Here is a 21,430-nt window from a genome sequence, read left to right on the forward strand (position 1 = left end):
CAGGGGGAGTCGGGGACGGGGACGGCGGCTTGCGCCGGAACATCGTCCGAGCGAGCGGCCCGGCCCGGGACCTGGACATGTGCCTGGACCTGGGCATGTGCCTGGGCCTGGCCGGACAGGGCCTGGGCCGACGGACCGGAGGCGGCCTGATGCGCGGCCCGGGCCGACGGGCCCGTAGCGTCCTCGGATGACGGGCCCGAAGCCGCCCGGGCCTCGCTCGGCTGAGCCCCGGCCGGGTGCGGGGCCGGCTCCGCCTGGCAGCGCTCCTCGTCCGCCGTCACCTCCGGGCACCAGCCATGGCGGTCCAGCGCCTTCGACAGCGCCCGCACCATCTCCGGGTCGAACTGCGTGCCAGCGCACCGCTCCAGCTCCGCCAGCGCGGCCGGCACCGGACGGGCCCTGCGGTACGAGCGCGTCGAGGTCATCGCGTCGAAGGCGTCGGCCACGGCCACCACCCGTGCGAACTCCGGGATCCGGTGGCCTTCGAGACCGCAGGGATAGCCCGTGCCGTCGAGGCGCTCGTGGTGGTGGAGGATCGCCGCCCGCGCCTCCCCCAGGAAGCCGATGCCGCGCACCATCTCGTGCCCGTACTCGGGGTGCAGCTCGATCACCCGGCGCTCCTCCGGTGTCAGCGGGCCGTCCTTGCGCAGCACCCGGGTCGGTACGCCGAGCTTGCCCACGTCGTGCAGGATCCCGGCGAACCGGAGGACCTCGATCCGCCTCGGCTCCATGCCCAGTTCATGGGCGATCAGCACGGACGCGTGCCCCACCCGCTCACTGTGCCCGCGCGTATAGGTGTCCTTGATGTCGACCGCCTGGACGAGCGCCCTGATGGTGGCCTGGTGGGCGGCTCGCTCGCGGTGGTACTGGGCGAAGACCCAGCAGGAGATGTACATGGGCAGCAGGACGAAGAGCGCGGAGACCGGCCCGTACGGACTGCGCCACAGGACCGCCATCATCAGCCCGGCGAGACCATGGGCGGCGTACGGGGCGAGGGAGCGCAGCAGCAGGCCGCGCCATGCCGTACGCGCGGGAAGGCGTTCCACGGTGACGAGGATGCCGCCGTCCAGCATCGCCAGCGCCAGACAGAAGGCGAGGGTCCCGGCCGCCGCGGGCAGCAGGACGTACGGGAAGTCGGGCCGCGTCAGTCCGTATCCGCCGCCGCCGAGCGCCACCGGGCCGCCGAACAGCGCCTGGGCGCGCGCCGCCGCCCAGGTGGCGATGGTGAGCTGCGCGGCGCGCCAGATCCGCCGGGCGCCCCTGGGACGCCGCTCGACCCGCCCGCACAGCGCCCCCGGCACCGCCACCAGCGCGGCGGCCGACGGAGGCAGCAGAAAGGCCGCGGCGAGGAGGACGGGGAAGAACGACCCGGCCACGACCGGCGAGGCGCCGTGGACCGAACCCCCCATGAAGCCCAGGAACCGGCCGCGCACGGGGGTCTCGCAGAAGGCGTACAGCAGCGCGAGCAGCGCGACCGCCCCCCAGGGGGTGCCGGGACTCAGCGCGGGCCATACACAGGCACCGGCGCAGAGCACCGCCAGCAGAATGTACGCGCGCGCCGCACCCGGTATGGCCCTCACGCGTCCCCGCCCCTTCCCGTACCCGCCCGAAACAGACGGTCAGGCTAGCGAGCGGGACGGCGAGGAGCGGCCCGATACCACCGATTAGCACCTTTGGGTGACAGGAGCCGCTATCGGGGAGGCTTGAGCACGCTCGCACGTTCTATGGGCATGTTCCAGTTCGTGCACGCATTCGCGTACTTCTTCGTCACTCCGCGGTGGCGCCCGGCAGGTCCGCGCCCGTCCGCGACGGCACGTCATGGTCCGGTACGGCCTGTCCCGACCTGATCAGATCGATCCGCCCCATGACCTTGGCGCGCAGATCGCTCGGCACGTCGTCCTGCCCGCAGCACCTCTTGACCAGCTTCTTCACGGCCTGTTCGAGGCCGTACTTCTGCAGGCACGGGGAGCACTCCTCGAAGTGCACCTCGAACTTGGCGCAGTCGCTGTCCGGCATCTCATGGTCGAGGAACTCGTAGAGGTGGTCGAGAACCTCGGCGCAATCCGTCTCATGCGGCTCTCCGCAGCTCATGAGTCCGAACCTTTCCGATCGTCCGACGACTCTCCCGCACCCGCCGGTACGAGCCCGCGGTCACGGGCGTAGTCCTCCAGCATGCCGCGCAACTGGCGGCGGCCACGGTGCAGTCGTGACATCACCGTACCGATGGGTGTCCCCATGATGTCCGCGATCTCCTTGTAGGCAAAGCCCTCGACATCGGCGAGATAGACGGCGATGCGGAACTCCTCGGGGATCGCCTGGAGCGCGGCCTTCACATCGGAGTCGGGCAGGTGGTCGAGCGCCTGGGACTCGGCGGAGCGCAGCCCGGTCGACATGTGCGACTCGGCGCGCGCGAGCTGCCAGTCCTCGATCTCCTCCGCGGCACTGCGCTGGGGCTCGCGCTGCTTCTTGCGGTACGAGTTGATGAAGGTGTTGGTGAGGATGCGGTACATCCACGCCTTGAGATTGGTCCCCTCACGGAACTGGTGGAAGGAGGCGTAAGCCTTGGCGTAGGTCTCCTGTACGAGGTCCTCGGCGTCGGCCGGATTCCGCGTCATGCGCAGCGCGGCCGAGTACATCTGGTCGAGGAAGCCCAGGGCGTCCCGCTCGAAGCGGGCGTTGCGCTCGGCAGCGGTCTCTTCGATGATGTTGCCGTCGTCGGCCCCTGCGTCGGTCCCTGTGACCGGACCCACCTCCTCCAACGCTGTGGTGGGGCCGAATGCGGACCCACTCGAATCGGAGAATAGTCGACCTTGCTGCGACGAGGCCTGCCGGTCCGGTCCGCCCACCGCCCGAGCGGGAGCGGTCTTGGCCGCGGACAGCACCGTCCACTCCAGGTCAGCGGCGTCTGAGCGGCGCGGGCAGATGGTCGAACCCATACGACGGACTCCCTCTCCATACTCCGGTGTGCACCAGCGTTCGGCTACTCCCCTAAACAGCGGTCCCGCCCCGGGCATTCCCCCGGCCGGACCGCTGGCGCGCCCGCCCGTGGGCCTGTCCGGGAAGCCAGGCCGCGACCCCGTCGGTGAGGATCGTCAGGGCCTCCTCCTGGGAGAGGGGCGCCCTCTTGGGTACGGCGAGGCCATGGTCGCCGTACGGCACCTCCAGCAGGGTGTACGAGCCCTCCGGGAACTCCGCGGGCTTCCCGAAGGCGTCGTTGCCGCCCTGGACGACCAGTGTGGGCACCCCCAATTCCAGCAGCTCGGCGGCGCGTGACTTCTCCGGCCGGCCCGGCGGGTGCAGCGGAAAGCTCAGGGCGAGTACGGAGTGCGCGCCCAGCTCGCGCGCCGTACGGCAGGCCACTCGCGCCCCGGCGCTCCGGCCGCCCGCGACGACCGGCAGCCCCGGCCTCTCCAGCGCGGGCCAGAGCGCCCGCCAGCCGGTGTCGAGGGTCCTGGGCGCGGGCGCCAGCTTCTTGCCGGCCACCCGCCAGGGCTGCTCGACCAGGGCGACGGTCACCCCGAGCGGGGGCAGCGCGGCGGCGAGGGCGCGCAGATCGGGCGCCTCGATCCCGCCGCCGGCACCATGGCCGACGGCGAGTACGAGCCGGGGCTGCTCCGCCGCGTGCCAGGTGATCCGGGCGTCCCCGGCCGGGGTCCCGACGGTCTCTCGCTTCGGTTCGCTCGTCACAGAGCCATCCTGCCGCGACGGCACCCGTGTGCGGCGCACGCCGGCGCACGCCGTCAGGCCCCCGGAGACCGTCGGAAGACCCGCGGAAGGCCATCGGGACCTCAGAAGAGCCTCAGAAGAGCGTGCTCTCCTCCGGCGCCGCCAGCTCCTCCAGCAGCTCGGGGCCGTTGTTGCGGACATTGCTGACCGCCGTCGTCACCGGATACGCCCGCATCAGCCCGGCCGGCGGCGGCGCCAGCAGCTCCCGCAGCTCGTCGGGGTCGGTACGGGCCGGGTCCAGCCAGGAGTCCCAGCGGTCCGGGGTCAGCATCAGCGGCATCCGGGGATGGATCTCGGCCAGCGTCCCGGGCCCGTCGGCCGGAGCCACCGCCAGCGGTGTCTTCTCCGCCTCGGTGGTGATCACCGAGCAGGTCGCCCACCAGGCCAGCGGATGCTCGTCCGGCAGGGTCCGGTCGCGCCAGAACTCGTACAGTCCGGCCATGGCCATCACCGAGCCGTCGGCGGGCGTCACGAAATAGGGCTGCTTGCGCGGCCGCTTCTTCCGGCCCTGCTCCTCCAGCTTCCGCTCGTCGGAGCCGGTGACCCACTCGTAGTAGCCGTCGGCCGGCAGGATGCAGCGCCGGGCGAGGAAGGGCCTGCGGAACGACGGCTTCTCGTGCACGGTCTCGGCCCGCGCGTTGATCATCCGGGCCCCGCCCTCGGGGGTCTTCGCCCAGGACGGCACGAGCCCCCACTTCAGCCTGCGGAGCTGGCGAACCGGACCGGTCCCCACCGCGTCCTCCTCCGGGGAGGCCGGGCGTACCGGACGCTCCAGTACCGCGTAGACCTCCTTGGTCGGGGCCACGTTCCAGTCGGGAGCGAGGGTCTCCTCGGGCTCCCACTTCTCAATGCCGAAGAGTCCCTGAAGATCTTCAGGTCTCCGGCTCGCCGCATACCGTCCGCACATAAGTGCCACACTGCCACGACGCAAACCCACCTGAGGAGCCGCCCGAGAAATGGCCAGCATCGACTCGACCTCTCTCGCCGATCTGTGGGACCGCGTCTTCGGCACCCAGCCCGCGCCGGAGAGCTGGCTGGTGGCCGTGGCCGCCGCCGCGGCGCTTCTGTCGGTCGTACCGCGACCGGTCTGGCGGGTGTCCCGTAACGCGATCACCATCGCGCACGAGGGCGGCCACGGGCTCATAGCCCTGGTCACCGGGCGGCGGCTGGACGGGATACGGCTGCACTCGGACACCTCCGGCCTGACCGTCAGCCGCGGCAGACCCACCGGGCCCGGCATGATCCTCACCGCGGCGGCCGGGTACACCGCTCCCCCGCTGCTCGGTCTCGGCGGCGCCTGGCTGCTCTCCGCGCACCACATCACGCTGCTGCTGTGGCTGGCGACGGCGCTGCTGCTCGCGATGCTGGTGATGATCCGGAACGCGTACGGAGCGCTCACCGTGATCGTCACGGGGGCGGCGTTCCTGCTGATCTCCTGGCTGACCGGTCCCGCGGTCCAGTCGGCGTTCGCGTACACGGCTGTCTGGTTTCTGCTGCTCGGGGGCGTGCGCCCGGCGTTCGAGCTCCAGTCCAAGCGCCGCTACGGGGGCGCCGGGGATTCGGACGCCGACCAGCTCGGGCGGCTGACACGGGTGCCGCCGGTGCTGTGGCTGTTCCTCTTCCACACCGTCTCGCTCTGCTCGCTCATCGGCGGCGGGCGCTGGCTACTGGGCTGGTAACTGCCCTGTGCACCGTCTATCACCTTCTCGTTACGCCCTGGTTTCGCCACTTTTGATCCGGATACGGGTCGGTCACGAACCACTAAAGTGATGGCCATGACCGAAAGCTCCGTGCAGCCCGCCCTCTGGCCCGCCCCCTACGCGCGCGGGGCCGTCGAAGCGACGGTCACCGTGCCGGGATCCAAGTCGGTCACCAACCGCGCTCTGGTCCTCGCCGCGCTGGCCGCCGAGCCCGGCTGGCTGCGCCGCCCGCTGCGCTCCCGCGACACCCTGCTGATGGCCGAGGCCCTGCGCGCCATGGGTGTCGGCATCGAGGAGACCCTGTCGTCCAGCTCCACCGCCGCGGGCGTCGCCGCCCCGGGCGGCGAGGCGTGGCGGGTCATCCCCTCCGGCCTGCACGGCCCCGCGTCCGTGGATGTCGGCAACGCCGGTACGGTGATGCGCTTCCTGCCGCCCGTCGCGACGCTCGCCGACGGCACCGTACGGTTCGACGGCGACCCCCGCTCGTACGAACGCCCGCTGGGCAGCGTCATCCACGCCCTGCGCGCCCTCGGCGCCCGGATCGACGACGACAACCGCGGCGCGCTCCCGCTGACCGTGCACGGCGGCGGCGCGCTGGACGGCGGCCCGGTGGAGATCGACGCCTCGGCGTCCTCCCAGTTCGTCTCCGCGCTGCTGCTCTCGGGGGCGCGTTTCAACCAGGGCGTGGAGGTCCGCCATGTGGGCAAGGTCCTGCCCTCCATGCCGCACATCCGGATGACCGTGGACATGCTGCGCGCGGTCGGCGCGCAGGTCGACGAGCCGGAGACCGGCGGCGAGCCGAATGTCTGGCGGGTCTCCCCCAGCGCCCTGCTCGGCCGCGATCTGACCGTGGAGCCCGATCTCTCCAACGCCCAGCCGTTCCTGGCCGCCGCGCTGGTCACCGGTGGCCGGGTCACCGTCCCGGACTGGCCGGAGCGCACCACACAGCCGGGCGACGCGCTGCGCCGGATCTTCACCGAGATGGGGGGTTCCTGCGAGTTCGACATGACGGCGGAGGGCACCTGTCTCACCTTCCGGGGCACCGGCGCGATCCACGGCATCGACGTCGATCTGAGCGAGGTCGGCGAGCTGACCCCCGGTATCGCGGCCGTGGCCGCGCTCGCGGACTCGCCCTCCACCCTGCGGGGCGTCGCCCATCTGCGGCTCCACGAGACGGACCGGCTGGCCGCGCTCACCAAGGAGATCAACGAGCTGGGCGGCGATGTCACCGAGACCGCGGACGGTCTGCACATCCGCCCGCGCCCGCTGCACGGCGGGGTGTTCCACACGTACGACGACCACCGCATGGCCACGGCGGGCTCGGTCATCGGTCTGGCCGTCGAAGGGGTACGGATCGAGAACGTCGCGACGACCGCCAAGACACTGCCCGACTTCCCGCGGATGTGGACCGACATGCTCGCGGGAGCGGGAGCCTGACGGCATGCGGCGCTACGGCAAGAACCCCGACGAGGACGACATCCGCACCCGCCCCAACCCCAAGGGCAACAGGCCGCGTACGCATATCCGCCCCAAGCACGAGGACGCCTCCGAGGGCATGGTCCTGACCGTGGACCGCGGCCGGCTCACCTGTCTCGTCGAGGACCGGACCGTACTGGCGATGAAGGCGCGCGAACTGGGCCGCAAGGCGGCCGTGGTGGGCGACAGGGTCGGTCTGGTCGGTGATCTGTCGGGCAAGAAGGACACCCTGGCGCGGATCGTACGGATCGAGCAGCGCAGCTCGGTGCTGCGGCGCACGGCGGACGACGACGATCCGTACGAGCGCGTGGTCGTCGCCAACGCCGACCAGTTGGCCATCGTCACCGCGCTCGCCGATCCCGAGCCGCGCCCCCGGCTGATCGACCGCTGTCTGGTCGCGGCGTTCGACGGCGGGCTGGAGCCGCTGCTCGTACTGACCAAGTCCGATCTGGCCGCGCCGGACGAACTGCTGGAGACCTATCGCACCCTGGGAATCCGTCATGTGGTCACCCGCCGCGACGAGTTGGCGAGCGGTCACGCGGCCGATCTCGTACGGGAGCATCTCGACGGGCGGGTCACCGCCTTCGTCGGCCACTCCGGCGTCGGCAAGACGACCCTGGTCAACGCGCTCGTACCGGAGGAGCGCCGGCGGAGCACCGGCCTTGTCAACGCGGTCACCGGCCGCGGCCGGCACACCACCACCTCGGCGCTGGCGCTGCCGCTGGAGAAGGGCGACGGCTGGGTGATCGACACCCCGGGCATCCGCTCCTTCGGACTGCACCATGTCGATCCGTCCCGGGTCATCCTCGCCTTCCCCGATCTGGTGCCCGGTACGGAGGACTGCCCCAGGGCCTGCGGGCACGACGAACCGGACTGCGCGCTCGACGCGTGGGTGGCCGAGGGGCACGCCGATCCGGCCCGGCTCTACTCACTGCGGCGGCTTCTGGCCACGCGCGAGCGGCGCGAAGGCGACTGACGCGCACACGTTTGCGATCCCCTGGCGCTGGTAAGGGCATAATCACGTCCGGCCGGACAGGGCGGTCAGCGGTCGTGAAGCAGTCACGGACACGGGGAGGCCTTTGACATGGCGTGGCTGCTGGTGGTCGTCGCAGGACTCCTGGAGACGGGGTTCGCGGTCTGTCTCAAGCTCTCCCACGGATTCACCAGGCTCTGGCCGACCGTCGCCTTCGCCGCCTTCGCCCTCGGCAGCTTCGGTCTGCTGACGCTCTCTCTGAAGAAGCTCGACGTCGGTCCGGCCTACGCGGTCTGGACGGGCATCGGCGCGGCAGGCACGGCGATCTACGGCATGATCTTCCTCGGCGATGTGGTCTCCACGCTCAAGCTCGTGTCGATCTCCCTGGTGATCATCGGAGTCATCGGGCTCCAGCTCTCGGGCTCGGCGCACTGAGCGGTAGGGGCGGGGGTACGGGCAGCGGAGCTGTGACGGCGGTACGGACCAGCGGGCCCACGGATTCGCCGCCGGGTGCGACGAGATGGGCGAGGGCGAGCCGTACGGCCAACTCGCAGCGGTAGAGCAGTTCGGCCCGCCCGGCACCGGGCCGCGTATGGTCCGCCCGGCTCTGCTCCATCCGGCTCCGCGCCAGCGCCGCCGCGGATCTGTCCCGTACGAGCGCGACGAGATCGCCGGTCGCGGGCGGTCCCGCGTCGGCGCGGCGCTGGGCCGGTACGCCGGAGGGCTGGGCGTTGATCCGTACCGGACCGGGGGCGGGCAGCCACTCGCCCCAGCAGCCGGTGAGCAGCGCGCGCAGCAGGGGTCTGGCCCGCGCCTCGGCCACGGTCCATTCGGCGATGCCGACCAGCCGGTCCACGGTGTCGGCCCGCTCGTTCAGCCGGCGCTCCACCCCGCGCAGATAGTGATCGACCTCGCGGCGCAGAAGGGCGCGGGCGAGTCCCTCCTTGCTGCCGAACTCGTTGTAGAGGGTCTGCCGGGAGACTCCGGCCGCCGCGGCCACATCGACCATTCTGACGGCCGACCAGGGCAGCTCACGGAGCGCCGAGAGACCGGCATTGAGTAGGGCTTCACGCGCAGTAGGCATCGTCGCCTCCGGGGCCGTGCGGCTCTGCGCTCAGAGTTGACGGGCTGTCGACGGCTGTCAAGGCCCCTGACGCGGGCCCGCGCGCCATTGGCGACTTCAGTGCCCCTCGCGGCAACGTTCGCCCCTCCCGGCAACATTTGCCCGTCGCGGCACCGGCCGGTACGGGTCCCGTGGCCGGGTCCCGCCCCTGGTGGATACTGTGACGACCATGCCCGATTACCACGATGATCTGCGTCTCGCCCATGTCCTCGCGGACGCCGCCGACGCCGCGACCATGGACCGTTTCAAGGCCCTGGACCTCAAGGTCGAGACCAAACCGGACATGACCCCGGTGACCGAGGCCGACAAGGCGGCCGAGGAGCTGATCCGTGGAAACCTCCAGCGGGCACGGCCGCGGGACGCGATCCTGGGCGAGGAGTACGGCATCGAGGGCACCGGTCCGCGGCGCTGGGTCATCGACCCCATCGACGGCACGAAGAACTATGTCCGCGGAGTACCCGTCTGGGCGACGCTGATCTCGCTGATGGTGGCCGCCGAGGGCGGGTACGAGCCGGTCGTCGGCGTGGTGTCGGCGCCCGCGCTGGGCCGCCGCTGGTGGGCGGCGAAGGGCGGGGGCGCCTATACGGGCCGGAGCCTCTCCTCGGCGACCCGGCTGCGGGTCTCCAAGGTGTCGCGCGTCCGGGACGCGTCGTTCGCGTACTCCTCGCTGAGCGGCTGGGAGGAGCAGGGGCGGCTGGACGGCTTCCTCGATCTGAGCCGGGCCTGCTGGCGCACCCGCGGCTATGGCGACTTCTGGCCGTACATGATGGTCGCCGAGGGCTCGGTGGACATGTGCGCGGAGCCGGAGCTGTCCCTGTGGGACATGGCGGCGACCACGATCGTCGTCCAGGAGGCGGGCGGCAGCTTCACGGGTCTGGACGGACGGCCGGGGCCGCACAGCGGCAATGCGGCGGCCTCGAACGGGATCCTGCACGAGGAGCTTCTCGGCTATCTCAACCAGCGCTACTGATATGGGCTACTGATACAGGCCGCTGATACCGGCCGACTGCTTGCTATCGGCTCGGCTACTTGCTGTCGGCTGGCTTGCCGCCGACTGCTTGCCACCGACCACTCACCGCTGACTGCCGCTGACTGCCTCGCCGACCGCGCCCACGGCCGACGCCCCCCAAGAGGCGTTTGTCGGTTTTCCGCGCGCCCCCGCCCTCGCCTCCCGCGCCCCCTTGTTGACCGGGGACAAGAGTGTCACTCTGAAAGTCCCCCCACTTGTGAACTTGTGAATTGTTTCTCACAAGGTCCCCCGACGGCCGGAGGGGCCTACGAGACGGTTCGCCTAGGAGGTGTCCCCGCCCCATGCTCGTCCGTGACGCCATGAGTTCGGTGGTACTGACCATCGGGCCCACGCATACGCTCCGCCAGGCGGCCCGGCTGATGTCGGCCCGCCGCGTCGGTGCCGCCGTCGTCCTCGACCCCGACCACTGCGGTATCGGCATTCTCACCGAACGCGACATCCTGAACTCGGTCGGTGCGGGCCAGAGCCCCGACACCGAGACCGCCTGCACCCACACCACCAACGATGTCGTCTTCGCCGCGCCGTCCTGGACGCTGGACGAAGCCGCCGCGGCGATGTCGAGCGGCGGATTCCGCCATCTGATCGTGCTGAACGACCATGAGCCGGTCGGCATCGTGTCCGTACGCGACATCATCCGCTGCTGGGCGCCGGACCGGCGCGAGGCCGCGGTCCTGGCCGGCTGACGCGCCCGGCCTGCCGACGCGCCGTCCCGGTTGCCGGGATACGGGTACGGGGGGGTACGGGCGCACGGCAGAAGGGGCCGGATCCCGAAGGACCCGGCCCCGTTCCGTTCCGGCAAGAGACCTCAGCCGCGGAGGGCCTGGACCGCGGTTTCCAGGCGCTTGCCGAAGTCACCGTCCGCCTGGCGGAAGTTGTTCACCGCGCGCTCGGCGATGTCGTCGCGTGACACCTTGGAGATGAAGCCGGCCAGATTCTCGATCAGCCGCCTCTTCTCGTCCTCGGACATCAGACGGTAGAGATCGCCGGCCTGGACGAAGTCGTTGTCCTCGGCGTGGCTCGGCGCCTCGTGGTTGCCGGTGGCGCCGCTCACCGCGACCGGCTGCCAGAGCGGCTTGTCCGTCTGGAACGGGCCGCCGAAGCTGTTCGGCTCATAGTTCTTCGCGCCCTTGTGGCGGCCGTCGTACAGGAAGCCGTCCCGGCTGTGGTTGCGCGCCTCGGTGGCGTGCGGGCGGTTCACCGGCAGATGGTCGGCGTTGATGCCGACGCGGTAGCGGTGGGCGTCGCCGTACGCGAAGAGCCGGCCCTGGAGCATCTTGTCCGGGGACGGACCGATGCCCGGCACGAAGTGCGCCGGCGAGAAGATGGACTGCTCGACCTCGGCGAAGATGTTCTCCGGGTTGCGGTTCAGCTCCAGCCTGCCGATCTCGACCGGCGGGTAGTCCTCGTGCGGCCAGACCTTGGTCAGGTCGAACGGGTTGAAGCGGTACGTCGCCGCGTCGGCCGCCGGCATGATCTGCACCTGCACCGTCCAGGACGGGAAGTCACCGCGCTCGATGGACTCGCGCAGATCGCGCTGGTGCGAGTCCGGGTCCTCGCCCGCGAGCACCGCGGCCTCGGCCGAGGTCAGGTTCTTGATGCCCTGGTCGGTCTTGAAGTGGTACTTGACCCAGAAGACCTCGCCGGCCTCGTTGCTCCACTGGTACGTGTGCGAGCCGTACCCGTTCATGTGGCGCAGCGTCGCCGGGATGCCGCGGTCGCCGAAGAGCCAGGTCACCTGGTGGGTGGACTCGGGCGACAGACCCCAGAAGTCCCAGACGTTGTCCGCCTCCTGCGAGCCGGTGTACGGGTCGCGCTTCTGGGTGTGGATGAAGTCGGGGAACTTGATGGCGTCCTTGATGAAGAACACCGGCGTGTTGTTGCCGACGAGGTCGTAGTTGCCGTCCTCGGTGTAGAACTTCAGGGCGAAACCGCGCGGGTCGCGCACCGCGTCGGCCGAGCCGAGGCTGCCCGCGACGGTGGAGAAGCGCAGAAACGTCTCGGTCTGCTTGCCGACCTCGGAGAGGAACTTCGCGCGCGTCCACTGGGTGACATCGCGGGTCACCGTGAACGTGCCGTACGCACCGGCGCCCCGCGCGTGCACGATGCGCTCCGGAATGCGCTCACGGTTGAAGTGCGCGAGCTTCTCCAGCAGCGCCTGGTCCTGGACCAGCACGGGACCACCGACACCCGCGCTCTCGCTGTTCTGGTTGTCGGCGACCGGTGCCCCGGCCTCCGTGGTGAGCGGTCCCTGCGTCACGTGCGCCTCCTGCGTCATCTGCCGCCAGTCCTGTCCCTTGGCGTGTACCGTGACCGATCCTACGATGGACTTTGTCTAAGTCAAGCATCCATCCAAAGTCATACACGCCCCGTGTCTGACCCCCCTCACTGTTAGGCTTGTCGTCATGAGTGACCTGTTGGAACGGCTTCGCGGACGCGGCTGGCGCATGACGGCGCAGCGGCGTGTCGTCGCCGAGGTCCTCGACGGGGACCATGTCCACCTCACGGCCGACGAGGTGCACGCGCGCGCCGTCGCACGACTGCCGGAGATCTCCAGGGCGACCGTCTACAACACTCTGGGCGAGATGGTCATGCTCGGCGAGGTGCTGGAGGTCTCCACGGACCGCCGTGCCAAGCGGTACGACCCGAACGCGCACCGGCCGCACCACCATCTGGTCTGCGCCCGGTGCGGCACGATCCGCGATGTCCGGCCCACGGGCGATCCGCTGGCCGATCTGCCGGACGCGGAGCGCTTCGGCTTCACGGTGTCGGACGTCGAGGTGACCTACAGAGGCACCTGTCCGGACTGCGCCTCCGCCTGAGAACTCGCCGGAGAACGCCCACGCCCGAGGCCCCGGGCCCAAAAACTCGTGAGGGCCCGAGAAACCCGTGAGGCCCGGAACTCTTTCGAGTTCCGGGCCTCAGGTTTCAGTAGCGGGGACAGGATTTGAACCTGCGACCTCTGGGTTATGAGCCCAGCGAGCTACCGAGCTGCTCCACCCCGCGTCGGTGAACGCAACATTACGTCACGCCCGCCGAGCGGTGCAAATCCCTTACGGGTCAGGCCGTCAGCTCCTGGTGGAGCGCCTCGCGCAGCCGTGCCGCGCGCTCCGCCACCTCGGCCGGGCCCAGCTCGACGGCGCGCGCGCACCAGCGCTGGCCCTCGGTCAGCTCGCCCCGGCGCGCGGCGAGCAGCGCCAGCCGCAGCGCGGCCCGGCCGTGCCCGTCCCGCGCGGCCCGCCCCCACCACTGAGCGGCCTCCCGCTCACCGCCCTCGCGCGCGAGGAGCAGTCCCAGATTGAACGCGCCGTTGCGGCTGCCCGCCTCGGCGGCCGACCGGTACCAGCGCGCGGCGTCCTCGATGTCCCCACGGGCGGCGGCGAGCATGCCGACGCGCACCTGGGCCCTGCGGTGCCCCTGCTCGGCGGCCCGCTCGTACCACTGCTCGCACTCGCTCTTCACCGTGTGCGGCTCACCGAGCGCGGGCGGTCCGGGCGGCGGCCTGCGCGAGTCGAGCAGGGTGGCCAGCCGGAACGCTGCCTCGGCGCTGCCGCCGCCGGCCGCGCAGCGGAGATGGCGCTCGGCCGACCGCTCGTCGCCGTCCCGGAGGCAGGCGATACCGACCTGGAGGGCCGCCTCGGTGTGACCCGCGGCGGCGGCCCGCTCGTACCAGCGCAGGGCCGTACGGTCGTCCCCGCGGCCCGCGTGCAGGATGCCCAGGTTGAACGCGGCGTCCACGCTGCCCGCCTCGGCGGCCTTGGAGAACCAGGGCTCGGCCCCCGTCGCGTCGTCGGCCTGGAGGAGCAGTACGGCGAGCGCGTTGGCGGCCTCGCGGTGGCCCGCGTAGGCGGCGCGGCGATACCACTGCTCGGCCTGGACGGTACGGTCCTGGGCGGCACAGAGCAGCCCGAGGTTGTACGCGCCGTTGACATCGCCCGCGTCCATCGCGGCGCGGTACCAGCGCTCGGCGGTCTGCGGCTCGCCGTGGGCGGCGTGCAGCGCGCCGAGGGCGTTGGCGGCGTTGCCGTCGCCCTCCTGCGCGGCGCGCAGCCACCAGATGGCGGCGCTCTCCTCGTCACCGGCGTCACGCAGCAGGAAGCCGAGGGCGCAGGCGGCCCGTGCCTCGCCGTCCTTGGCGGAGGTCAGATACCAGCGGCCGGCCTCCTTCAGCTCACCGCGCTTCTCCAGGATCGCGCCGAGATTCAGGGCAGCCTTGCGATGGCCGCGTGCGGCGGCCTGCCGGTACCACTGGGCGGCCTCGCCGAGGAGCGACGACGGGGAGGCCGCGGGCGCTTCGGTGTCCGCGCCCACGCCCACGGCCATGCCCGCGCCGGTGCCCGTACGCAGACGCGCGCCCGTGCTCGTACCCGTGTCGACGCTGATTCGGGGGCCGCCCCTGCCCGTTCCGGTCCGGTGGCTTCCCGTGACGCCGCGGCGGACCGCTCCGGCGGCACCGCGATGGACCGCCCCGGCGCGCGCCGCCTCGCGGGCGCGCCGCTCCAGGGCCCTGGCCAGCCGGTACGACGCCTCGCGGTGGCCCTGCTCGGCGGCGGCCCGCAGCCACTGCTCGGCCCCGGTGTCGCCGCGGTGCTCCAGCAGATCGGCGAGGGCATACGCGCCGAGGGCATGCCCCTGCTCGGCGGACTGGCGCAGCCAGTACTCCGCGGCCGGCTCGTCGCCCAGCTCACGGTGGTGGCGGCCGAGCGCGTGGGCCGCGGCGGCGGATCCGGCGACGGCGGCGACACGCCACCAGCCGGCCGCCTCCTCCGGGTAGCCGCGCTGATGGAGCAGCACGCCCAGATTGTTGGCGGCGGCACGGTCGCCCTCGGCGGTCGCGGCCCGCAGATACCGCTCGGCTCCGTCGAGGTCGCCGCGGCGCAGCAGCAGGGCGCCGAGCACGCTCATCGACGCGATGTCGCCGGCGTCGGCCGCGCGGCGATGACGCGCCTCGGTCTCGGCGTCGGATGTCTCCTCCGCGCCGGCCGCCTTCGGGGCGTCGGCGGCAGCAAGAGAATCCGCGGCGTTCGCGGTGTCGGCCGCGTCCGCCGCATGACGCTGCACAAACCGCCCTGTCTCCAACAGAGTTGTCCTATCCCCCATAATTTCCATCGTCGCACCACCTGCCACCCGCGTACAGCAGGTATATCGCGACCCACAAGGTCACTTCAGCGTTTTGTCGACATGCCCACAGAGAGACAAGTCAAACACGCTCGGGCGCAACTCCCACGCCTTGAAACGCAGTTCGATCGGATGCGGTTGCCGGACATACGACAAGGGCCCGGATCCTGTTGGATCCGGGCCCTTGACTTCGCGTAGCGGGGACAGGATTTGAACCTGCGACCTCTGGGTTATGAGCCCAGCGAGCTACCGAGCTGCTCCACCCCGCGTCGTTGTGTCCCAACCGTACCACGGGGTGGAGTGATGCCTGCTCAGCCGCTGTTGCCGCTCCCATCCTCGGCCCCGCCGCCGACCTCGGCCCCGGCGCCACCCGCGGCGGCGGCCCGCTGAAGAGCGTCCTGCAAGGCTTCCTGCGCCTTGCCGTACGCCGTCCAGTCCTGCTCCTTGAGCGCCGCCTCGCCGTCGTCGTACGCCTTCTGCGCGTCCGCGATGGCCTGCTGGAGCGCCGAGTCACCGGTCGCCGGCGGCGGGTTGGTCTCGCCGGTCGGTGGCGGTGTCGTCGCTGGCGGCTCGGAACTCTCCTCGCCGAACACGGCGTTGAGCGCCTCGGACAGGCTGTCCTTGAAGACGGGCTTGCCTCCGTAGGAGACGGCCACCTTCTTCAGCAGCGGGTAGTTGGCGCTGCCGCCGCGCGCGTACACGGGCTCGATGTAGAGGAAGCCGCCTTCGAGCGGAACGGTGAGGAGATTGCCGTACTCGATGTCCGAGTCGGTGCCTCTCAGGTTCCTGACGAACTCGGCGACCTCGGGCACACCGTTCAGCTCGCTCTGCACCTGCTGCGGGCCCTGGACGGTCGATGTCACTCTCAGGACTCTGATCGTGCCGTAGTCCGTGCTGGTGGCGTCGGCGTCCACCGCCATGAACGCGCCCAGGTTCGGGCGCCCGTTGGGCGTGAACGTGGTCGTCAGCGAGAACTTCTGATCGTCCTGACCGGGCATCTTGAGGCTCAGATAGTACGGCGGGACCGCACTGCTGTCCTTGTTCGTCGGGTCGTTCGGCACCTGCCACGCGTCACTGCCGCTGTAGAACTGCGCGGGGTTGGTGACGTGGTAGCGGGTGAGCAGCTCGCGCTGCACCTTGAACATGTCCTGCGGATAGCGGAGATGGGCCAGCAGCTCGGGCTTGATCTGGTCCCGCGCCTTCACCGTGCCGGGGAAGGCCTTCATCCAGGTCTTGAGGACCGGGTCCTCGGTGTCCCACTGGTACAGGTTGACCGTGCCGTCATAGGCGTCGACGGTGGCCTTCACCGAATTCCGGATGTAGTTGACCTGGTTCTGCTGGGCGACGACCGCGCGCTGGTTGTCGGTCAGCGAGTCCTCGGTGGTGTCGCCGAGCGTCGTACGGGACGCGTACGGATAGCCGTTCGTCGTCGTGTACGCGTCGATGATCCACTTGATACGGCCGTCGACCACCGCGGGATAGGCGTCGCCGTCGATGGTCAGCCAGGGCGCGACCGCCTCGACGCGCTCCTTGGGCGTGCGGTTGTAGAGGATCCGCGAACCGTCGCCGATCGCGCCGGAGTAGACCATCTGCGGCTCGCTGAAGGCCACCGCGTACGCCGCGCGGTTCAGCGGATTGGAGAGATCGACTCCGCTCCTGCCCGCGTAGCTGGTGGTCTTCTCGCCGTTCTTCTCGTAGTCCAGCTCCTTCTGCGGGCCGCCCACGATCGAGTACTGCTCGGTCTTCTCGCCGTAGTAGATCCGCTGCTCGTACCCGCCGAGCCGGCCGGACGTCGGCAGTCCCGACTCGGTGAAGTCGGGGGCGCCGACCGTGCCCTGGTTCTCGTCCGTCACCGTGTTGGTGCCCTTGGACGCGATCACTCCGTACCCGTGCGTGTACGTGAAGTGGTCGTTGATCCAGTTGCGCTTCGGGATACCCGTGATGTTCAGCTCGCGCAGACCGACCACCGTGTCCTGCGGCTTGCCGTCGGTGCCGGTGTACCGGTCGACGTCCAGCGTGGCAGGGAACTGGTAGTACTTACGCTCCTGCTGGAGCTGCTGGAACGCGGGCGAGACCACATTGGGGTCGACCAGCCGGTAGCTGGCGGCGGAGTCGGCCGCCTTGCGCTGGTCGGACTTCTTCTCGGGGTCGCCCTTGCCGCCGTAGTCCTGCACATCGGCGTCGTCGATGCCGTACGCCGCGCGCGTCGCGTCGATGTTCTTCTTGATGTACGGCGCTTCCTTGGCCTGCTCGTTCGGCTGGACCTGGAACTTCTGCACGATCGCCGGGTAGAGGCCGCCGATCAGGATCGCCGACAGCACCATCAGACCGAAGCCGATCATCGGAAGCTGCCATGTGCGCCGCCAGAGCGTCGCGAAGAACAGCAGGGCGCAGATGACCGCGATGAAGAAGAGGATCGTCTTCGCCGGGAGATAGGCGTTGGCGTCGACATACCGCAGCCCGGTCCAGTTCCCCGCCGCCTTGAAGTCGCTGGACTTCACGGCCAGGCCGTACCGGTCGAGCCAGTACGCCACGGCCTTGAGCGAGACGAAGACACCGATCAGCACGGAGAGATGGCCGGTGGCGGCGCCCGTCGCGCGCGCGCCCGGGCTGGTGATCCGCAGCCCTCCGTAGAGATAGTGGGTCAGCGCGGCGGCGATCAGGGACAGCACCGCGGCGGCGAAGCCGAAGGCGAGCAGGAAGCGGAACCACGGAAGATCGAACGCGTAGAACGACACGTCCATCTTGAACTCGGGGTCCTTCTGCCCGAACGGCACTCCGTTGACCCACATCAGCCAGGTGCGCCACTGGCCGGAGGCGGAGGCGCCGGAGATCAGCCCGACCAGCGCGGTGATCGCCAGGAGCACCCATTTCTTGTACGGGGCGATCCCCATCCGGTACCGGTCGAGGTTCTGCTGCTCCATGGACATCGCGCTCAGCGGCGGACGGAGCCGGTGCGCCAGCCAGATGTTCAGGCCGACGGCGAGGGCCATCACCAGCCCGAAGACGGCGAACAGGCCGACCTTGGTCCAGAGCGTGGTGGTGAAAACCGATGAATATCTCACCGAGCGGTACCAGAGCCAGTCGGTCCAGAACCCTGCGAACATGACGAAGAGCATGGCCAGCACGGCCAGCACCCCCAGCGTCATGAGCAGGGTCCGGGCGCGACGGGACGGCCGGCCCACTCTGATCCGTGGCCCGGTCGGGCCTCCGCCGCGGTCCGGCATCTGGAAAGCCAACGTGCGCACCTCGAAGTTCGCGGTCGTGTGTCTCAGCGGGTCAGGTGTCCCACTGGGTAAAGCTGGGCCCCGCGATCGTAAGGGCCCACTCATGCAACTTACTGAGGCTTTACCTAGTTCCCACACCGGGGTCCGGAGGAGGCAGGATATTGGCCATGTCCAATGTCACTCCCTCAGGCACTCCCATGGCCGCCGGCCCGCTGACCCGCGCGGTGCTCGAAATCGACGAGTACGCGTCGGGGCTCGGCTGGGACCAGCCCGCCCGGCTCTTCGCGCTCGTCGACACCGCGCGGCTCCGCACCGACGAACCGGAGCTGGCGGCCCAGCTCGGGCTCGACGACGGCGGGTCCGTCGCGCCGCTCACCCCGATCGAACAGGACGAGATCCCGTCCGGCACCGCGCTGGACGAGTTCCTCGCCACCATCGCGTGGCCCGGGGCGGTGACGGGCTGCGCGCTGACGGTGGAGCGGCTGATGCTGCCGCCGTCGGCGGAGGCGTCCGTACCGGACGGGCTCGACGACGCCGCGCTCGCGTCGTGGGTCTCCGCCCATCCGGACCGTCAGGAGGTACGGATGACGGTCGCCGTGCTGCGTGACGGCGCCCGCGAGTCGGCGCTGCGGCTGCGCGAGAAGGACTCGCCGAGCGAGGTGCTCACCGGGTCGGGGCTGGTGCCGGGACTGGCGGAGGCGTTGGCGGCGACTTTCGAGGCGTAGGGTCCTTCGTTCGGGTCCGGCGAGCCCGGCCGGACCCGAACGAGAAGCCGTAGCCCGGGGGCAGGCCCGTCCGAGGTGTGATCCGGGCCTGCCCGATGTGATCGGGGCCGGGCCGGTGTGGCCCGGGCGGGGTCCGGGGCGGTGCGGTGTGATCCGGGCCTGCTTCGGGCCCGGTCCGAGTCGGTCCGGGCCCGGTCTGTCCTGCGTACCGGGGCCGGTCAGCCTGCCGAGCAGGTCGGCAGGCCGCCCGTGTCGCCGTTGCGAATCCTGTTCAGCGACTTCCTGGCGTCGTCGATGGTCTTCACCTTGACGAGGGTGAGGCCGTCGGGGACGTCGGAGGCCGCCGCCGCGCAGTTCTGCTCCGGGGTGAGGAAGTACTCGGCGCCCGCGCCGCGCGCGCCGACCAGTTTCATCTCGATGCCCCCGATGGGCCCGACCTGTCCCTCGTCGTCGATCGTGCCCGTACCGGCGACGAACTTGCCGCCCGTGAGCGGGCCGGGCGTGAGTTTGTCGACAATGCCGAGCGCGAACATCAGCCCGGCGCTGGGCCCGCCCACATCCGCGAGCTTGATGTCGACGTTGAACGGGAAGGTGTGGTCGGTCCCGGCCTGGATGCCGACGACCGCCCGGCCGCCGTCCTCGGCCTTCTGCGTGGTCACCGTGACCCGCTCGATACCCTCGGGCTCCTTGCCCGCCTTCTCCGCCGCCTTGGCGTCAGCGGCGGGGACGATGCTGAAGACGACGTCCTCGCCGGGCTTGTGCTTGGTGACGAGCCGGGCGACATCGGCAGGCTGGCGCACCGGCGAACCGTCCACCTGCTTGATCACATCGCCCGCGTGGAGCGTGCCCTCGGCGGCTCCGTCCTTGATGACGGAGGAGACGACGGTCCGCGAGGAGACCGGGATGTCCAGTTCCTTCAGGGCGGCCACCTTGGCGCTCTCCTGGGACTGGCTGAACTCCTCGGCGTTCTCCTGGGTGGACTGCTCCTCGGTCTTGCCGTCCGGATACAGGGTGTCGTGCGGCACCACGACACTGTCGTGTGCCAGCCAGCCGTACACCGCCTCGACGATGTTCATTTTGTAGTCCGCACCGGTGACCCTGACCGTCGTCATATTGAGATGGCCCGAGGTCGGATAGGTGTCGTGACCGGAGATCTGGAGTACCGGTTCTCCACCCGCTTCGCCGAGGGTGTTCACCGTCGGTCCGGGGCTCATTTCCGAGTACGGCACTGTGATGAGCACACCCGCGCAGAGCAGCGCGATAAGGACGAGGGTGGAGGCGAGCATCGTCGCGGTGCGGCGTGGCATGGAACGACAGTACGGTAAGGGTCCCTCTGTGCACCGCTGGGGCCGTCCGTACGGGGCTGCGCGGGGATCGCGTAGCGAATGCGTACGGGCGGCTTGCGCGGCTGCCGGTGTCAGAACCGGCCCGAACCGGAGTGCGCCCTCTCCATCGCGTCGCGGAACCGGGCGTACCCGTTCAGCTCGGCTATGTCCCCGATGGTTCGATCCCTTGAGGCCCAGCTTCCCCATATCGCCGCGCCTATCGCGGCGAAAAGCGGAATCAGCAACCAGGCTAGTACGGCCATACCGACCTCCCGACCTACATGAGCGTCCGCAAACTGACCGATCAGCAGATTAACCATCTGCTGAGACAACGCTGCTGGCAGGGGTGCGGTTACGCAAATCGGGCCGTCCACGACTGACCAGGTTTCAGAACCACCGCGCCTCTTGAAGAAGCGCTCTCAGGGAGTGCCGGGCCGCTATGCGCCGACCCATTCCTCCGTGCCGTCCGAGAACTTCTGGTGCTTCCAGATCGGCACCTCGTGCTTGAGGTCGTCGATCAGCCTGCGGCAGGCCTCGAACGCCTCGCCCCGGTGCGGGCAGGAGACCGCGACGACGACCGCCAGATCTCCGACCTCCAGATCGCCCACTCGGTGGACGGCGGCCAGCGCGCGCACCGGATAGTCGGCGGCGACCTTCTCCGCGACACGGCGCAGTTCCGCCTCGGCGGTTGGGTGGCACGAATAGCCGAGGGTGTCCACATCGGCGCCCCCGTCGTGGTTGCGCACCGTACCGACGAAGAGCGCCGTACCGCCCGCGGCGTCGTCCCCGACCGCGCGGAACACCTCGTCGACGGTGAGAGGGGTGTCGCGGATCGCCAGCAGCCGGACGGGGTCCTGCGCCGCCTGCTCGCCCGGGTGGGAATGCGTGCTCGCCATGGGCCCATCGTGCCGTACACCACTGACATCCCGGAACGGCGCCTCCGGTCCTGCGGCCTCCCGACCGGGTCCGTACAGCTCGACGGGGCAGTGCGGCTCGACGGGTCAGTACGG

General features: G+C 70.4%; 19 protein-coding genes, 2 tRNA genes and 1 pseudogene. 8 read left to right on the forward strand and 14 right to left on the reverse strand.

Annotation, left to right across the window (positions count from 1 at the left end; translation table 11 throughout):
• Positions 1 to 206 precede the first annotated feature (206 nt).
• The 5 genes and pseudogenes from WH07_RS15155 to WH07_RS15175 form a co-directional block, all read right to left on the reverse strand.
• A pseudogene (locus WH07_RS15155) lies at positions 207 to 1,580 on the reverse strand (HD-GYP domain-containing protein); the annotation flags it as partial.
• Between the two features lie 187 nt (positions 1,581 to 1,767).
• Positions 1,768 to 2,091: a mycothiol system anti-sigma-R factor gene (rsrA, locus tag WH07_RS15160; RefSeq protein WP_046500409.1), complete on the reverse strand. Its 324-nt coding sequence runs from the start codon at positions 2,089 to 2,091 to the stop codon at positions 1,768 to 1,770.
• Positions 2,088 to 2,750: a sigma-70 family RNA polymerase sigma factor gene (locus WH07_RS15165; protein WP_046500410.1), complete on the reverse strand. Its 663-nt coding sequence runs from the start codon at positions 2,748 to 2,750 to the stop codon at positions 2,088 to 2,090. The genes rsrA and WH07_RS15165 overlap by 4 nt, the downstream gene beginning before the upstream one ends.
• Before the next feature lie 238 nt (positions 2,751 to 2,988).
• Positions 2,989 to 3,687 (reverse strand): alpha/beta hydrolase family protein, encoded by a 699-nt coding sequence (locus WH07_RS15170; protein WP_232788906.1) that lies wholly within the window; start codon positions 3,685 to 3,687, stop codon positions 2,989 to 2,991.
• A 112-nt stretch (positions 3,688 to 3,799) separates the two neighbouring features.
• Positions 3,800 to 4,633, reverse strand: coding sequence for an SOS response-associated peptidase (locus WH07_RS15175; protein ID WP_046500411.1), 834 nt, complete (start codon positions 4,631 to 4,633; stop codon positions 3,800 to 3,802).
• A gap of 58 nt (positions 4,634 to 4,691) precedes the next feature.
• Between WH07_RS15175 and WH07_RS15180 the strand changes: the two genes are divergently transcribed.
• The 4 genes from WH07_RS15180 (at position 4,692) to WH07_RS15195 (ending at position 8,310) form a co-directional block, all read left to right on the forward strand.
• Positions 4,692 to 5,405, forward strand: a complete 714-nt coding sequence (locus WH07_RS15180; protein ID WP_046500431.1) for a M50 family metallopeptidase — start codon at positions 4,692 to 4,694, stop codon at positions 5,403 to 5,405.
• Between the two features lie 96 nt (positions 5,406 to 5,501).
• Positions 5,502 to 6,863: a 3-phosphoshikimate 1-carboxyvinyltransferase gene (gene aroA, locus WH07_RS15185; protein ID WP_046500432.1), complete on the forward strand. Its 1,362-nt coding sequence runs from the start codon at positions 5,502 to 5,504 to the stop codon at positions 6,861 to 6,863.
• A gap of 4 nt (positions 6,864 to 6,867) precedes the next feature.
• Entirely contained in the window at positions 6,868 to 7,878 is a 1,011-nt protein-coding gene (gene rsgA, locus WH07_RS15190; RefSeq protein WP_046500412.1) for a ribosome small subunit-dependent GTPase A, read from the forward strand.
• Between the two features lie 108 nt (positions 7,879 to 7,986).
• The gene (locus WH07_RS15195) at positions 7,987 to 8,310 is read left to right on the forward strand and encodes a DMT family transporter (RefSeq protein WP_046500413.1); all 324 of its coding nucleotides are present in this window, start codon (positions 7,987 to 7,989) and stop codon (positions 8,308 to 8,310) included.
• Here the strand turns inward: WH07_RS15195 and WH07_RS15200 are convergent.
• The gene (locus tag WH07_RS15200; RefSeq protein WP_046500414.1) at positions 8,276 to 8,959 is read right to left on the reverse strand and encodes a TetR/AcrR family transcriptional regulator; all 684 of its coding nucleotides are present in this window, start codon (positions 8,957 to 8,959) and stop codon (positions 8,276 to 8,278) included. The genes WH07_RS15195 and WH07_RS15200 overlap by 35 nt on opposite strands.
• A 208-nt stretch (positions 8,960 to 9,167) precedes the next feature.
• On the opposite strand from WH07_RS15200, the gene hisN reads away from it, so the two are divergent.
• The gene (gene hisN / locus WH07_RS15205) at positions 9,168 to 9,968 is read left to right on the forward strand and encodes a histidinol-phosphatase (RefSeq protein ID WP_046500415.1); all 801 of its coding nucleotides are present in this window, start codon (positions 9,168 to 9,170) and stop codon (positions 9,966 to 9,968) included.
• A 341-nt stretch (positions 9,969 to 10,309) separates the two neighbouring features.
• Entirely contained in the window at positions 10,310 to 10,711 is a 402-nt protein-coding gene (locus WH07_RS15210; protein WP_046500416.1) for a CBS domain-containing protein, read from the forward strand.
• A 122-nt stretch (positions 10,712 to 10,833) separates the two neighbouring features.
• Here the strand turns inward: WH07_RS15210 and WH07_RS15215 are convergent, their stop codons facing one another.
• Complete coding sequence (locus tag WH07_RS15215; protein ID WP_046500417.1) at positions 10,834 to 12,303, reverse strand: catalase; 1,470 nt, start codon at positions 12,301 to 12,303, stop codon at positions 10,834 to 10,836.
• A 127-nt stretch (positions 12,304 to 12,430) separates the two neighbouring features.
• On the opposite strand from WH07_RS15215, the gene WH07_RS15220 reads away from it, so the two are divergent.
• A complete protein-coding gene (locus tag WH07_RS15220) occupies positions 12,431 to 12,847 on the forward strand; it encodes a Fur family transcriptional regulator (protein WP_046500418.1) in 417 nt (138 codons plus the stop codon).
• A gap of 110 nt (positions 12,848 to 12,957) precedes the next feature.
• Here WH07_RS15220 and WH07_RS15225 read toward each other — a convergent pair.
• The 4 genes from WH07_RS15225 to WH07_RS15240 form a co-directional block, all read right to left on the reverse strand.
• A tRNA-Met gene (locus WH07_RS15225) sits at positions 12,958 to 13,031 on the reverse strand.
• 54 nt (positions 13,032 to 13,085) lie between these two features.
• Positions 13,086 to 15,134, reverse strand: a complete 2,049-nt coding sequence (locus WH07_RS15230) for a tetratricopeptide repeat protein (protein WP_079023243.1) — start codon at positions 15,132 to 15,134, stop codon at positions 13,086 to 13,088.
• 204 nt (positions 15,135 to 15,338) lie between these two features.
• Positions 15,339 to 15,412, reverse strand: a tRNA-Met gene (locus WH07_RS15235).
• Positions 15,413 to 15,454: 42 nt separating this feature from the next.
• Positions 15,455 to 18,370 carry a UPF0182 family membrane protein gene (locus tag WH07_RS15240; protein ID WP_198533814.1) on the reverse strand — a complete coding sequence of 972 codons (2,916 nt, stop codon included), beginning with the start codon at positions 18,368 to 18,370 and terminating at the stop codon, positions 15,455 to 15,457.
• Between the two features lie 167 nt (positions 18,371 to 18,537).
• On the opposite strand from WH07_RS15240, the gene WH07_RS15245 reads away from it, so the two are divergent.
• Positions 18,538 to 19,095, forward strand: a complete 558-nt coding sequence (locus tag WH07_RS15245; protein ID WP_046500421.1) for a PPA1309 family protein — start codon at positions 18,538 to 18,540, stop codon at positions 19,093 to 19,095.
• Positions 19,096 to 19,313: 218 nt separating this feature from the next.
• Here the strand turns inward: WH07_RS15245 and WH07_RS15250 are convergent, their stop codons facing one another.
• From WH07_RS15250 to WH07_RS15255, 3 genes are all read right to left on the reverse strand, one after another.
• A complete protein-coding gene (locus tag WH07_RS15250; RefSeq protein WP_046500422.1) occupies positions 19,314 to 20,402 on the reverse strand; it encodes a YlbL family protein in 1,089 nt (362 codons plus the stop codon).
• A gap of 110 nt (positions 20,403 to 20,512) precedes the next feature.
• The gene (locus WH07_RS40355) at positions 20,513 to 20,683 is read right to left on the reverse strand and encodes a hypothetical protein (RefSeq protein ID WP_198533813.1); all 171 of its coding nucleotides are present in this window, start codon (positions 20,681 to 20,683) and stop codon (positions 20,513 to 20,515) included.
• A 174-nt stretch (positions 20,684 to 20,857) separates the two neighbouring features.
• On the reverse strand, positions 20,858 to 21,316 hold the full coding sequence (locus WH07_RS15255) for a molybdenum cofactor biosynthesis protein MoaE (RefSeq protein WP_046500423.1): 459 nt from the start codon (positions 21,314 to 21,316) through the stop codon (positions 20,858 to 20,860).
• Positions 21,317 to 21,430: the final 114 nt, after the last annotated feature.

The sequence above is a fragment of the Streptomyces odonnellii genome (assembly GCF_000981895.1).
Classification (GTDB): domain Bacteria; phylum Actinomycetota; class Actinomycetes; order Streptomycetales; family Streptomycetaceae; genus Streptomyces; species Streptomyces odonnellii.